The organism is Vibrio iocasae (assembly GCF_042245395.1).
Lineage (GTDB): Bacteria > Pseudomonadota > Gammaproteobacteria > Enterobacterales > Vibrionaceae > Vibrio > Vibrio iocasae.
In genome coordinates this window covers 1,784,606-1,798,767 of the sequence record NZ_CP145311.1, presented here as the reverse complement: position 1 = coordinate 1,798,767, position 14,162 = coordinate 1,784,606, and the positions used below count along the sequence as shown (strand labels likewise).

14 protein-coding genes are annotated in these 14,162 nt (G+C 42.6%); 3 read left to right on the top strand and 11 right to left on the bottom strand.

The window, feature by feature from the left end:
• Positions 1-29 precede the first annotated feature (29 nt).
• From ttcA to ccoN, 11 genes are all read right to left on the bottom strand, one after another.
• Entirely contained in the window at positions 30-959 is a 930-nt protein-coding gene (gene ttcA / locus SNR28_RS17950; protein ID WP_375754032.1) for a tRNA 2-thiocytidine(32) synthetase TtcA, read from the bottom strand.
• Positions 960-1,080: 121 nt separating this feature from the next.
• Positions 1,081-2,028 (bottom strand): universal stress protein UspE, encoded by a 948-nt coding sequence (gene uspE / locus SNR28_RS17945; protein ID WP_375754031.1) that lies wholly within the window; start codon positions 2,026-2,028, stop codon positions 1,081-1,083.
• Between the two features lie 178 nt (positions 2,029-2,206).
• Complete coding sequence (locus tag SNR28_RS17940) at positions 2,207-2,956, bottom strand: FNR family transcription factor (RefSeq protein ID WP_375754030.1); 750 nt, start codon at positions 2,954-2,956, stop codon at positions 2,207-2,209.
• A gap of 101 nt (positions 2,957-3,057) precedes the next feature.
• The gene (locus SNR28_RS17935) at positions 3,058-3,726 is read right to left on the bottom strand and encodes a sulfite exporter TauE/SafE family protein (RefSeq protein ID WP_375754114.1); all 669 of its coding nucleotides are present in this window, start codon (positions 3,724-3,726) and stop codon (positions 3,058-3,060) included.
• On the bottom strand, positions 3,719-3,886 hold the full coding sequence (gene ccoS / locus SNR28_RS17930; protein WP_375754029.1) for a cbb3-type cytochrome oxidase assembly protein CcoS: 168 nt from the start codon (positions 3,884-3,886) through the stop codon (positions 3,719-3,721). Before ccoS ends, SNR28_RS17935 begins: the two co-directional genes overlap by 8 nt.
• A complete protein-coding gene (locus SNR28_RS17925) occupies positions 3,879-6,248 on the bottom strand; it encodes a heavy metal translocating P-type ATPase (protein ID WP_375754028.1) in 2,370 nt (789 codons plus the stop codon). Before SNR28_RS17925 ends, ccoS begins: the two co-directional genes overlap by 8 nt.
• Before the next feature lie 18 nt (positions 6,249-6,266).
• Entirely contained in the window at positions 6,267-6,746 is a 480-nt protein-coding gene (locus SNR28_RS17920; protein ID WP_375754027.1) for a FixH family protein, read from the bottom strand.
• A gap of 132 nt (positions 6,747-6,878) precedes the next feature.
• On the bottom strand, positions 6,879-7,856 hold the full coding sequence (ccoP, locus tag SNR28_RS17915) for a cytochrome-c oxidase, cbb3-type subunit III (RefSeq protein WP_375754026.1): 978 nt from the start codon (positions 7,854-7,856) through the stop codon (positions 6,879-6,881).
• On the bottom strand, positions 7,856-8,032 hold the full coding sequence (locus SNR28_RS17910; protein WP_375754025.1) for a cbb3-type cytochrome oxidase subunit 3: 177 nt from the start codon (positions 8,030-8,032) through the stop codon (positions 7,856-7,858). Before SNR28_RS17910 ends, ccoP begins: the two co-directional genes overlap by 1 nt.
• An 11-nt stretch (positions 8,033-8,043) precedes the next feature.
• On the bottom strand, positions 8,044-8,664 hold the full coding sequence (gene ccoO, locus SNR28_RS17905; RefSeq protein WP_375754024.1) for a cytochrome-c oxidase, cbb3-type subunit II: 621 nt from the start codon (positions 8,662-8,664) through the stop codon (positions 8,044-8,046).
• A gap of 12 nt (positions 8,665-8,676) precedes the next feature.
• Positions 8,677-10,104 (bottom strand): cytochrome-c oxidase, cbb3-type subunit I, encoded by a 1,428-nt coding sequence (ccoN, locus tag SNR28_RS17900; protein ID WP_375754023.1) that lies wholly within the window; start codon positions 10,102-10,104, stop codon positions 8,677-8,679.
• A 252-nt stretch (positions 10,105-10,356) separates the two neighbouring features.
• On the opposite strand from ccoN, the gene SNR28_RS17895 reads away from it, so the two are divergent.
• From SNR28_RS17895 to SNR28_RS17885, 3 genes are all read left to right on the top strand, one after another.
• Positions 10,357-10,722 (top strand): hypothetical protein, encoded by a 366-nt coding sequence (locus SNR28_RS17895; RefSeq protein ID WP_375754022.1) that lies wholly within the window; start codon positions 10,357-10,359, stop codon positions 10,720-10,722.
• 91 nt (positions 10,723-10,813) lie between these two features.
• Positions 10,814-12,025, top strand: coding sequence for an FIST signal transduction protein (locus tag SNR28_RS17890; protein ID WP_375754021.1), 1,212 nt, complete (start codon positions 10,814-10,816; stop codon positions 12,023-12,025).
• Complete coding sequence (locus SNR28_RS17885; protein WP_375754020.1) at positions 12,018-14,093, top strand: response regulator; 2,076 nt, start codon at positions 12,018-12,020, stop codon at positions 14,091-14,093. Before SNR28_RS17890 ends, SNR28_RS17885 begins: the two co-directional genes overlap by 8 nt.
• Positions 14,094-14,162 lie beyond the last annotated feature (69 nt).

Sequence of the window (14,162 nt, the reverse complement as noted above, 5' to 3'; positions counted from 1 at the left end):
AAGCCCGTTTTTTTAGTCTGCTCGAAAGCTTATAGGTTTGTGACATCCAGCTGGAGAGAAGGGTCAAACTCTACAACGTCATCGTTATTTGGTGATTGAGCAGGAAACTCTTCTTTATCAAAGCCGATATCACCACCATTAATGACCCCTGAATCTCGGTTGATTGATTTGAAGTCGAATAGTTCGTAATCGGCTAGATGGCTAGGAACAACGTTTTGCATTGCTCTGAACATGGTTTCAATACGACCCGGGAATTGCTTGTCCCATGCATTCAACATCTGCTTGATGTTTTGGCGCTGAAGGTTTGGCTGAGAGCCACAAAGGTTGCATGGAATAATAGGGTACTCACGCATATCAGCGTACTTGATGATGTCTTTTTCGCGGCAATAGGCAAGTGGTCGAATTACAACGTGTTCGCCATTGTCAGATACCAGTTTTGGTGGCATACCTTTCATTTTGCCGCCATGGAACATGTTCAGGAACAAAGTCTCTAGAATATCGTCACGATGGTGACCAAGAGCAATTTTAGTAGCACCGAGCTCTTTAGCTGTGCGGTATAAGATGCCTCTGCGCAGACGTGAACAAAGCGAACAAGTTGTTTTGCCTTCAGGGATCTTATCTTGAACAATCGAGTAGGTGTCTTCTTCTACTATTTTGTATTCAATACCAAGACTATTCAGGTACTCAGGAAGAATATGTTCAGGAAAGCCTGGTTGTTTTTGGTCAAGGTTTACAGCGATTAGCTCGAAAGAAACTGGAGCACTCTTTTGCAGGCTCATTAAGATATCCAGCATTGTAAAACTATCTTTACCGCCAGATAGGCATACCATTACCCTGTCACCTTCTTCAATCATGTTGAAATCAGCGATAGCCTGACCCGTGTTGCGGCGAATACGCTTTTGTAGCTTATTGAAGTTATATTGCTGAGCTTTGGTACGCTCTTGATTCTGTTCAGTCATAATGTTGCTGTCGTAACCTTGTACAATTCGGAGAGGGTATGATACGGATAATTTTTGGATATTCCAGTTATAAAAAATCCCCGACGATTAAGGCCGGGGATTTCTTGAAGAAAATACTTGGCTATTCAACATTTTCCGGGTCAAGAGGACTGATGTATCCGGCCGGTTTCAGTGCCAACACATCACAATTAATTTTATCTATTACGTGTTCTGCGGTGTTTCCGATGAAAACAGCCGATAAACCGGTGCGACCTGTTGTACCTAAAATGACAAGACCCGCATCAAGTTCACTGGCAACGGCAGGAATAATATCTTCGGGTAATCCTTGCTCCACTCGGGTGTTTTCTTCTTCTATTCCATGCTTCTGTCTTAAGGCTTTCATGGATTTCAGGTGATGGCCGCGGACCGCGTCTGTATAAGTAGCGGGGTCAAACTCTGGTAATTCGATGGTAATGTTGGCTGGCGTAACCGGATAGGTGTTCACCAAATACGGGGTTGCATCTAAACGTCGGCATAAGTTCTTTAACTGTTCAACCATGCAGTCATTCAAATCAATATGCGTTGGGTTTTCTGAACCGACATGTACTGAAGCCACAATGTTGCCATTTTCAGGCCACTCGTGATTTTTCACCAGAAGCACCGGACAAGGTGATTTTCTTAACAAGTGCCAATCAGTTGGGGTGAAGATAACGGACTCTAACACATCATGTTTTCTTGTACCCTTAATCAAAATCTCATGCTTACCAGAGAACACCTGAGAGACAATGGCTTCGTATGGTCGGTTGTGCCAGACAACTTTCACATCAAAATCAACAGTATCGTCTATATAGGGAGCGGCAACTTCTCTCATCCAGGTTTCACGTTGCTGTATTACACCACGACGCATTGCATCTCTTTCATCGCTAGATAACATCGATGTCATTTCATAAGAGAAATCGTAGATAGACAGGAAGAAAGTGATATGGCTTTTCGAGGTGCTCTTACGAGCCAGCTGCATTGCTCTCGCTAGTGCTGACTGGGCTTCATTGTTGACGTCCGCAACGACCAGAATCTTGTTGTAAATACTCATGAAAGCTCCTTATTTATGGAGAAGAACCAAAGAGTTAAATCGTTCCTTCAACTTAAATGTAGCTTATTTAGAGTGAAATTTTTAGCAAAATAGAAGTAGGATAGGCAGAAACATGAAGTGGCTCTTAGTCGAGCCACTTCGGGTATTTATCTATTGAAATTGAGTGCTGACTGAGGTGTCACTCTTCAGGTGAAATTCCAGCCAGAATTTTCAGCTCATCATGGTCCAGAATAGTGATGTATTTACCTTTAACACTCAGGATTTCAGATTTCTGGAAACGTCCCAGTAGTCGACTGATTGTTTCAACGGTTAAACCAAGATAGTTACCAATATCACCACGCGTCATTGTTAGCCTGAACTCCCTTGGGCTAAATCCGCGTTGAGAGAATCGAGTCGAAAGGTTAAACAGGAATGCTGCCAGTCTCTCTTCTGCATTTTTCTTTGAAAGTAGCAGAATCATGTCCTGATCACCTTTAATTTCGCTACTCATCAATCTCATGATTTGTTGACGTAATTTAGGCATTTTTCCAGACAGGTCATCAAGGATCTCATAAGGGATTTCACAAACCATGGATGTTTCCAAAGCTTGTGCGAAAGAGGGGTGAGCATTTCCATTGATGGCATCAAATCCAACCAGATCGCCTGCAAGATGGAACGCTGTTATCTGTTCGTCACCCTGTTCAGTGATGGTGTAGCTTTTAATGGTTCCTGAACGGATAGCATATAATGACTTTAGTTCGTCACCAGCTTTAAATAGCTCTTGTCCTTTCTGGATAGGCTTTTTTCGTTCAATAATTTGATCAAGTTGGTCTAACTCTGATTCATTAAGTGTAAACGGGATACACAACTGAGAGATACTGCAGTCTTGGCAATGAATTGCACAACCACCGGATTGAATTCTTTTTGTAGCTGGTTTTTCCGAAATCATAACTTCCAAGTCACTATTTGATATACATCAATATTTTAGCATTGCAATACCGTAAAGGACAGCTAAAAAAACCTTACGATTACAGAAAGATATCAAAAGTGTTATAAAAGTCGTACTGTTTCAGTAATGATGAATACACCATATGCGAGCAAAATTGCCGCACCTATTTGTCGAAATAGGGTAGAGTTCTTAATCTTGGTCAGATAACTTGCACCAACGCCAACGGCCAGCATTGCAGGTAATGTTCCTGCCCCAAACGCCAGCATGATGATGGCGCCATTTAAAGCACTTCCTGAGACTGCTGCCCAGGTTAATGTTGAATAGACAAGCCCGCATGGTAGCCAACCCCACAAGAACCCGAGCGGAATGGCATGAGCCGGTGATTTTAGTGGTAGAAGTCTGGTCGTAAGCGGAGAAATGTACTTCCAAATATGCTGGCCAAGCTTTTCTACAGCGAGTAAACCTTGCCACCAATTACCAATATAGAGTGCTAAAACAATCATCACGATGGCTGAAAGTAACCTAAGCCAGTTTAGTGCTGCAAAATCAGTGGCGATCTGTGACGCACTTGCAACAACGCCACCGACTATAGCGCCCGTCAGAGCATAACTCAGTAGTCGTCCGGTATTATAGAAAAGCGGAGTTAATACTTTCCCGCTATTAGAATCAGAAGTAAGTCCAATCGCTGATGCGATGCCACCGCACATTCCCATGCAGTGTGCTGAACCCAGCACACCTATCATGAAAGCGCCTAACCAATCGTTAGTTATCATCTTTATCTTTTACTTTATCGTCTTCGTCGAACAGGATGTTTGAGCCATGACGTTCAAGATCTTCAAATTGTTCGCTTTTTACAGCCCAAATAAAAACAGCCACCGCCAGACAAACGAACACTATTGCAATTGGTATGAGAATATAAAGACTAGCCATTTTGTTTTAACAACCTTAAAGAGTTCGAAACTACGATGATTGAGCTGGCAGACATTCCTACAACCGCAATATAAGGGGCAACGAGTCCGGCTACTGCTAAAGGTAAAATAAGAACATTGTATCCAAGAGACCAAAGTAGATTTTGTCTGATTATACTGCGGGTTTTCAATGCAAGTTGACGGGCTGCTAACAATTTATCCAATTTATCACCTAACAAAACCATGTCCGCTGATGCTTTTGCTATGTCAGTGCCTCCACCCATTGCAACAGACAAGTGCGCTCCAGCCAGAGTTGGTGCATCGTTAATTCCGTCACCGACCATCAAAGTAATATCGTCACTTTCAAGACTGTTTAAGTAATCCAGTTTTCCCGTAGGTGAGGCGTCTGCTACTACAGAGTCGATACCAATCTCTTTTGCAACATGTTCAGCGTTAACTGCTGTATCTCCAGTTAATAACGTTGTCTTTATACCTGCGTTAGACACTTTGGAAATAAAATTGATACTTTCATTGCGAATAGGGTCTCTGTATTTGAAAGTGGCAACATGCGCACCATCGACGGACAGGTATACTGATGCTGAATCACGGATCTGTTCGTTAGATAAAACAAAACGAGCATTACCAATACGGCATTCCTTTTGATTCCAGTTCGCACTGACTCCGGACCCGATAATGTTTTTAGCACTATCAACGTCAACATCGAGTGTATCAAACTTATTGAACGCTTTTGCTATGGGGTGATTCGCGTGTTTTTCCATTGTAGCAGCTATAGCGCACGCCAGTGATTCATCAAAGCCATTGAATACTTCGACCGAATCGATCTCTATTTTTCCTTCGGTTAGGGTTCCTGTTTTGTCTATGACAAGATGGTTTACCTTACAAAGCGTTTCAAACACATGATTTTTTCTAAGCAAAATACCGAGATCACCAAGTCTGGAGGTAGCACAAGTAATGGCGGTCGGAGTCGCTAGCGAGAGGGCACAAGGGCAAGTGGCTACCAGCACAGCAAGCATGATCCAGAAAGCGTCTTCTGGTTTGTTTTGCTGCCAGTAGAACCAGGTTGCTGCTGCAATAATCAGAATCGCAGCAACAAAGTACCTTGCGACGATATCTGCAATTTCTGCAACCTTAGGTTTTGATAGCTGAGCTTCATCCTGAAGGCGTACAATGTTGGACAACATGGACTCTGCTTTACTTTGAGTCACTTCCAGCTCAAAAGATTCATCCGTGTTCAAAGTACCAGCATAGACCTGATCACCAACGCTCTTTACTACAGGGATGGATTCTCCGGTTAACATTGACTCGTCTACATGAATACGGCCTTTCTGAACAACGCCATCTGCGGAGATATGTTCGCCAGGAAGAACGCGTATCTTGTCTCCTTTTTTAAGGGTCTTCACCGGTACCTGAGAACCATCGATCTTTGTCGCCATTGCAGGGATCAGCTTCAGAAGGTTGGCACTGGCTGCTGCGGCTTTACGTCTCGCTCGCATTTCGAGAAAGCGGCCAAGTAGCAAAAAGAAAGTGAACATTGAGATCGACTCGAAAAACACCTCACCTTTTTCACCAACAACGGCTACAAAGCTTGCTATATAGGCAAATATTAATGCGATAGATACCGGGACATCCATGCCTAAAGTACGGCCTCGAATGCTTCGCCATGCATTTAGGTAAAACGGTAGAGCAGAATATAAGAGAACAGGAGTAGCAAAAATCAGGCTAACAATCCTAAAATACTGCTTAAACTCTGCGTCAAGATCGCTAAACATTTCAAAATAGAGGGCGACAGCAAGCATCATTACTTGCATTGTAGCTATGCCAGCAACACCAAGGCGGTAAAGGTATTGTTTCATGGACTGCTGGTAGGAAGCCTCGTAGGCATCGGCCTCAAAAGGTGCTGCTTTATATCCCAAGTGATGAATAGAAGAGAGGAGTTCACTCAGTTTTGCTTGCGTGTTATCCCAACGAAGGATGGCACGGTTAGTGGTTGTATTTACTCGGATTGAATCGACACCTGGCTTATCATTCATCTGCTTTTCAATTAGCCAGGCGCAAGCAGCACAAGTAACACCCTCTAATGACAGTGTCACTTCGGATTGATTATCGGATTTGCGAACAAACTCCGACTGAACCTCTTCATTATCATAGTTGACCAGCGCTTGCAGTTGTTCGGGCACAAGGTCTGCTTTGTCTGCAAGTTCCGTTCGATATTGGTAGTAACTAACCAGTCCACTATTTACGATGGTTTCTGCTACAGCAAAGCATCCAGGGCAACACATCTCCCGAACTTCGCCTAGTATTTCAATATGAAAATGCGTGTTATCGGGAACCGGTTCACCGCAGTGATAACAGCTCTTTGACATAGAATATCCCTGCGTTTGTTATTTAGAAAGTGCTGTAGGCGTAGATGATGGGAATGTTACTTTTCCCTGTACAAGCCACTCTTTAGTGTGAGGTTCTAACTCTACAAACCAAGGACCAGTAATTTGTTCTTCAAGAGTATGGCGATAAACACCATTCGCATCTGAACTAAGCAGGACATGAAAGTCCTGATTAGCGAGTGTACGGTGGGTAAAAATTACATTCAGGGCAGGGTAATGGTTTAATTCCCCTTTATCAAAATCAACAATGACTTGATTCCCTTCGGTATGAACGGAAGCTTTTATCTTTAGTCCGCTCGCTGCGTTTACGCGAGACAGATCGATATTAATTGCTTTACCTTTTTTGTAATAATCTTCAGCAACCAGGTTAACGGAATTTTTAGAAAAAATAGCGAGTGTTGTAAAACTGGCGATAACAACACAAAGAGGCAATGCGATAAGAAACCAGGGCCAGAACTGTTTATACCAAGGCTTAACCATAAAAAATCTCTACGACTGAAAGAGTTATGAATTTAACATTGATTCATGTTAAATATTGGGCTTAAAAAAACAATAAATATAAAAATTAGGAACAGATCAAGAAAAGCCCCATGTTATGGGGCTTAAGTTTGATTATTTCTCAGCGTTTCTTAGGTTCCAGACATAAGCAGCAACTAGCTGTACTTTGTCTTCACCCAGAATGTCTTTCCATGCAGGCATTACACCAGAACGACCGTTTGCGACCGTTGCAGTGATCTCTGCACGTGAATCACCAAATAGCCAGTATTTGTCTGTCAGATCCGGTGCACCGACTGCAGGGTTACCCTTGCCATCTGTGCCGTGACAGGCAGCACAAACGACAAAGCGTTTCTTACCAGCCGCAGCTTCACGAGCGTTGACTTTACGGCCAGACAGGCTAAGTGTATAGGTAACCACTTCGCGAATACCATCATCGCCAAGTGCTGCCTGCCACGGTGGCATCTGACCGATACGACCATCCATAATGGTTGTCAGAATCGCTTCAGGTTCACCACCATATAGCCATGCATCGTCAACAAGGTTAGGGAAACCTTTCTGACCGCGTGCATCAGAACCGTGACATTGTGAACAGTTCTGTAAGAACAAACGCTGACCTACCTTGATTGCATCTTCGTTCTGAGCAATCTCAGGGATAGAGCGGAAGCCACTGCCATCTTCTTTGTATGCCAGACGTTTAAATGCTTCACCAAAGTACTCTTCGGCTTCGCCTAACTCACGAGCATACTGATCGAGCTGTTTGTTGCTCTGAGAGTCAGCAATCGAAGTTTTTGACTGTGCAAGCGTTGTCACTGTCTGATCCGAGCTAGTCCAGCCAAGGAAACCTTTAAAGTTACCCATGCCAGGATATAGCGCCAGATAAATAGCAGCAAAAATAAATGTTCCGACAAAAAGATAGCTCCACCATTTTGGTAGTGGACTGTTGAGTTCACGAATACCATCGTATTCATGTCCCATATCTTCACCGTCAGGAACGCCCATATTATCGCGTAGACACCAAACCAGAATGACCGCACAGCCAACCAGAGTGATGAGCGTTAATAAAATAATCCATAGACTCCAGAAAGTTGTCATTATTTGTTCACTCCTTGTTCTGATTTTTCAGGTTTTGGTGGTTCATCAGCGAAGACAAGATTCGCATCTTCATCGAAACGGGATTTACGGCTCTTACCGTAAGCCCACCAAACCACACCAAGGAAGCTAATAAATAAAGTAAGAGTCCAAAGACCGTGGAACGTACCAATATCCATATCTATTCTCCTTACTTCATCGCATGACCAAGAGACTGAAGATAAGCAATCAGAGCATCCATTTCTGTTTTGCCTTCAACATCTTTCTTAGCATTTGCAATTTGCTCATCAGTGTATGGAACGCCAAACTGATCGCGGAACAACTGAAGTTTCTTAGGCGTTAATTCACCATCAAGAACATTCTCTTCGAGCCAAGGGAAACCAGGCATATTTGATTCAGGAACAAGCGCACGTGGGTCGATTAGGTGCACGCGGTGCCATTCATCAGAGTAACGTCCGCCTACACGAGCTAGATCTGGACCTGTACGCTTAGAACCCCATAGGAATGGGTGTTCCCATACAGATTCGCCAGCTACTGAGTAGTGACCGTAACGCTCTGTTTCAGCACGGAAAGGACGAATCATCTGGCTGTGACAAGTATTACATCCTTCACGGATATATACATCACGGCCTTCCATTTCAAGCGCTGTGTAAGGTCTTAGGTTTTCAACCGGTTCATTCGTTTGTTTTTGGAACATTAGCGGAACAATTTCTACTAATGCACCGAAGCTGATGGCTACAACAATAAGAATGGCCAGCAAACCAACGTTTTTCTCGACAATTTCATGGCGATTATTTGAATTGGAACTCATTCTATAACCTCCTTATACCGGTTGTTCGATAGCTTTAAGGCTATCTTTAGGTGCTTTAATGGTCTTATATGCGTTATAAGCCATCAGGAACATACCGGACAGGAAGATTAATCCACCGATAAAGCGAACTGTGTAGAACGGGTAAGAAGCTTGTACAGATTCAACGAAACTGTATGTTAGTGTTCCGTCTGCGTTTACTGCGCGCCACATAAGGCCTTGCATTACACCAGAGATCCACATAGCAACGATATAAAGAACCGTACCAATTGTAGCAAGCCAGAAGTGAACGTTAATAAGGCTTACAGAGTACATTCTTTCCTGACCAAACAGTTTTGGAATCAGATGGTATACAGAACCAATTGAAACCATCGCTACCCAACCAAGTGCACCAGAGTGTACGTGACCAATCGTCCAGTCTGTGTAGTGCGACAGGGCGTTAACGGTCTTAATCGACATCATCGGACCTTCAAAGGTCGACATACCGTAGAAAGAAAGCGAAACAATTAGGAAACGTAGAATAGGGTCGTAGCGAAGTTTATGCCATGCACCAGAAAGTGTCATGATACCGTTGATCATACCACCCCATGACGGTGCAAATAGTACCAAAGACATCACCATACCCAGTGACTGTGTCCAGTCTGGAAGCGCAGTGTAGTGCAAGTGGTGAGGGCCGGCCCAAATGTATAGAGAAACAAGCGCCCAGAAGTGCACGATAGACAGACGGTAAGAGTAGACAGGACGTTCAGCCTGCTTAGGTACGAAGTAGTACATCATACCTAGGAAACCTGCAGTCAGTAGGAAACCTACTGCGTTGTGACCATACCACCACTGAACCATGGCATCGACAGCACCAGAATATACTGAATATGACTTCATACCAGATAACGGAATTGCTGCACTGTTAACGATGTGCAGAACTGCTACGGTGATGATAAACGCACCAAAGAACCAGTTTGCTACATAAATATGAGATGTTTTTCTTTTAATTAACGTACCAAAGAACACGACCGCATAAGCTACCCAAACTACCGCAATTGCGATATCGATAGGCCACTCAAGCTCTGCATATTCTTTCGCTGTTGAATATCCCAAAGGTAGTGTGATGGCTGCAGAGAGAATAATCGCCTGCCATCCCCAAAATGTGAACGGGACTAAAACTCCACCAAACAAGCGCGTTTGACATGTACGCTGCACAACGTAATAAGAGGTTGCGAACAGTGCACTGGTACCAAATGCAAAAATAACCGCGTTCGTATGAAGCGGGCGTAAACGACTATATGTAAGCCACGGCGTATCGAAATTTAGCTGTGGCCAGACGAGTTGAGCAGCAATAAGAACACCAACGGCCATACCTACAATTCCCCATAGTATTGTTACCAGGGTGAATTGACGTACGACGGTATAGTTGTAATTGTGCTCAAGCTGATTTACTTGGCTCATTATCATGCTTCCAGTTTATGATTGACTACTTTACTTATTAAACGACTTCAATGTCAGAATGCTATTTTAGGAATTACAGGAATATGCGCTGATGAGTTAGAATTTCCTGTAATTTCCCTTAGGATAAATAACATATTCCTCACAATGATAATGGATTTAACATTTTAATGACAATGAGTTAACCTCTAATTTTTTGATTGTTAGAACATTTATTTCTAAAACTTTGAAGCTTGTTGCATCACGGATATAAAAATGGCAGCCGAACGACTAACAAAACAGCGATTAGTACATATATTAATCATGATGATTGTCTTAATTACAGCTTTCTTTTGGCGAACTTTTGTGCACTTTCAGACGGTTGTAGACTGTACTCCCCAAAAAGCATGCATTAGCCACATTGATGGACATCAATTGGAGTTCATTTGGAATGAAGATTTAAAAGAGTACAAGTCTAAAGTTAGTGGTGATCTAAAGCTTAATGTTGAGTTAACAAAAGGAGAGGGACTTCTGATGCAGCAACAAGGATCTTTAACGATCCTACTGCAAAGTAATATGGCTCAGTTGAAAATCAAAGATGAAAATACTGCAGAAAGCATCATAGTTAACCTTAATCAATAATTTGAACTTTCCATCAATTACAGTGTTATATACTATATCGCTACAACTCTTTTGAGTGTCCACCGATAAAGGATATATTGGTTTTACGATTATGCAGCTCCACTCTTGTTTTAGTCACAATAGAAGTGAATCAGAAGCGGTAGCAGAAATAGCGAAGAAGCTAGGTTCAGATCGACCTGCATTCATCGTTTGTTATTACACGGAGGAGTATTCTGTTCCTCTCCTTTCTAGTGCGTTGTCTGGCACGTTTTCAGAATCCATAATCCAAGGTTGTAGCTCCTTCCAGGGTGTTGTAACGGATGAGGGGTACCACGAAGGCCCTGTTGTCGCAATTCTTGCCTTTTTCGATAACTCTCAATTAGCTGGATTTGGTAGTGCGTTAGAACACTTCCCAGCGAAAGAGTGTTCACAGCAAGACATATCAGAGTTAGCGCAAAAAACATTAGATAGAGCCATTGAACAAGCAAATAGAATAGGAGAATTGCCAAGTCTCGTGATTCTTCACTCGACTATTGGTCACGAAGAGGGTCTGGTTGAATCGATTGAAAGCAGACTTGGAGGAAACGTTAACCTTATCGGTGGCTCGGCAGCAGATAATAATCTGGAAAACAAATGGAGCATCCTTTGTGATAACCAATACAGCCATTCTGGATTGTCTGTTTCGGTACTCTATTCCTCAGTGCAATCTTCAACCGCGTTTAGTTCTGGCCATTTTCCAACCGACTTTCAAGGCATTGCCACTAAAACCAGTGGTCGAACACTACTAGAAATCGATGGCGAAAATGCAAGTGATGTCTATTCCAACTGGGTAAAAGCGCATTTTTCTAAGGTGGTAGAAGAGGGGGACTATAAAAAACTAACAGCGATCTATCCTCTGGGAAGGGTTGCCGGAGAAGTTTTTGGGTCTCCGTATTTTAAGCTCTCCCATCCATTAGATATTACTCCTGACGGCATACCTCTGTTTACTAACATAGATGAAGGTGATCGTGTGCACCTTTTGGCTGGCGGTAAAGAGCAACTGATAAAAAGGGCCGGCATGGTGACTCAATCAGCCATTAATGCTCACCCAACCGATATCTCTTTATTCGGAGGAGTAAACATTTTTTGTGCGGGCTCTATGAGTATCATCCTGGATAAGGCCGATAAGGTGTATGAATCAATGGCAAAAGCATACGGAAATCACCCCTTTATCTGCCCATTTACCTTTGGAGAGCAAGGTTGTTTTATCAACGGAGAGAATGCTCATGGGAATTTGATGGTTTCCTCGGCCATTTTCTATTCTAAAGCAAACCACTATGAATGATTTTAAAAACGAAGAGCTTCAGGAAGCACTGGTAGAGTTAGAAAAAAGTCGTTACCGAGAGCGGAAACTCGCTGAGGAAAGTGATGCGGTTCTCTCTGCTATTACTTCTTTAAGTGGTGCAGAAAACAGACATCAAATATTCAACGCTCTTCTTAAAGTACTCAAGAAGTACATTCATTTCGACAATGCTTTAGTTCTCGTAAAAAGTGATAGCAGAACATCTTACAATACCTTCTTGTGTACCAATCCTTTATTTGAAAATACGGTTTGGAAAGAAGACTCCAAATTCACCAGAGCGATCCTTGGTGAGTGCATCGTTTTATTTGATCCCGGACAAACCGAATTTTTTAAAAGCTTTGACTCCAGAGTAAAGAACTCTATTCAATCTGCTCTAATTTGTGGTGTATCGTCCGAAGTCAGTGAATCCGTCATCGTACTCGTAGGGAGTAAAAAAGGGCAGCTAAATACTGAGTCTAAAAACACCTTAACCCGATTAATGCCTCTCGTCGAAAGAGCTATTCACGACATCGACCAGAAAGAAAAACTGCAACAACTGGTGACTGCAAGAACAAGAGAGTTGGCGGACAACCGACAACGATTTATTGATTTTGCTCAGTCTGTAGGGGACTGGTTATGGGAAACAGATAGCAACTTAAATATTCGTTATCAAACTTCATCACGATCTTCAATTGTGAAAGTTAATGAAAACATTCTGGATGGTTTAGCTAAGGTAACAAAACCCAGAGGACTTCATACTATCGCTGTGGCGACAAGCCAATTAGCACCATTTGAAGAGATTGAAGTAGAGTTAGATGGAAACAGGTATATTAGTGTTAGCGGTAAACCTTATTTCGATGATTACGGAACCTACAAAGGATACCGAGGTTCTGCGAAAGACATCACTGACAAGAAAGCGCAAATTTTTGAGCTCGAAAGAGCCCGTGCGCAAGCGTTAAAAGCGAGCAATGCTAAATCTGAGTTTCTGGCAGTGATGAGCCACGAGATCAGAACACCTCTGAACACCATTCTTGGTTACGTGGATGTGTTACAGGGTGACAAAATATCGCCGTCTCAATATGAATTGCTCGGTAAAATGGAATCGTCAGCGGAACTACTGAACGTCCTTATCAGCGATATTCTCGACCTATCAAAAATCGAATCCGGACATTTTTCGCTGAATGCACAACAGGCAAATTTGCCAGAAGTGATTTCCAATAGTATCGACCACCATCGAGCACATGCGAGCAAAAAAGGCGTGTCTCTTAACTTAACTATAGGGTCTGAGATACCCGAGCATATTCATATCGATCCAGTAAGATTGACACAGGTGTTATTTAATCTGGTGGGTAATGCAGTTAAGTTCACGTCTAACGGTTCGGTTGATATCACTATAGCAATGATCGAAAAGGATAAAATTCGAATCGAAGTGGCTGATACCGGAATTGGTATTGCAGAAGAGAAAATTGAATACTTGTTCAATGCCTTTCAACAAGCAGATAGCTCAATTACCCGCGAATATGGCGGAACCGGTCTTGGCTTGACCATCACTCAGCATTTAATTGATTTAATGGGCGGGAGTATATCTGTGACTAGCCGATTAAGTCAGGGAAGTATTTTTCAAGTTGACCTGCCTGTGGTTCGAATTAACTCAGTTGCTAAAGAGACTTGCTCGGATACAGGTATGCCTTGTACTGAAAATAAAAGTATTCTCTTAGTAGAGGACAACAAAACCAACCAAAAGGTAATTCAACTGTTACTTGAAAGATTGGGGCATAAAGTAAAACTCGCCTGTGACGGAAGAGAGGCGGTAAACTTATTACTGGATCAAACTCAAACCAATCAATATTTTGATTTAGTCTTTATGGACGTATCTATGCCCATTATGGATGGGTTGAAGGCAACAGAGTTACTCAGAAGAAAGTCGGTCAATACTCCGATTATTGCGTTAACAGCGCATGCCCTGGAAAGTGACAAAGAAAAGTGTTTAAAAGCAGGAATGAATGGCTTCATTACCAAACCAATACGTATTGATGAGCTTAAAAATATATTAGAGGAGTATAGGAAATAACAAATTATCACTTCCACTTCACAGTCCTGACTCTCAATATCATGCTTTTTAACATCGATATTCCGTTCT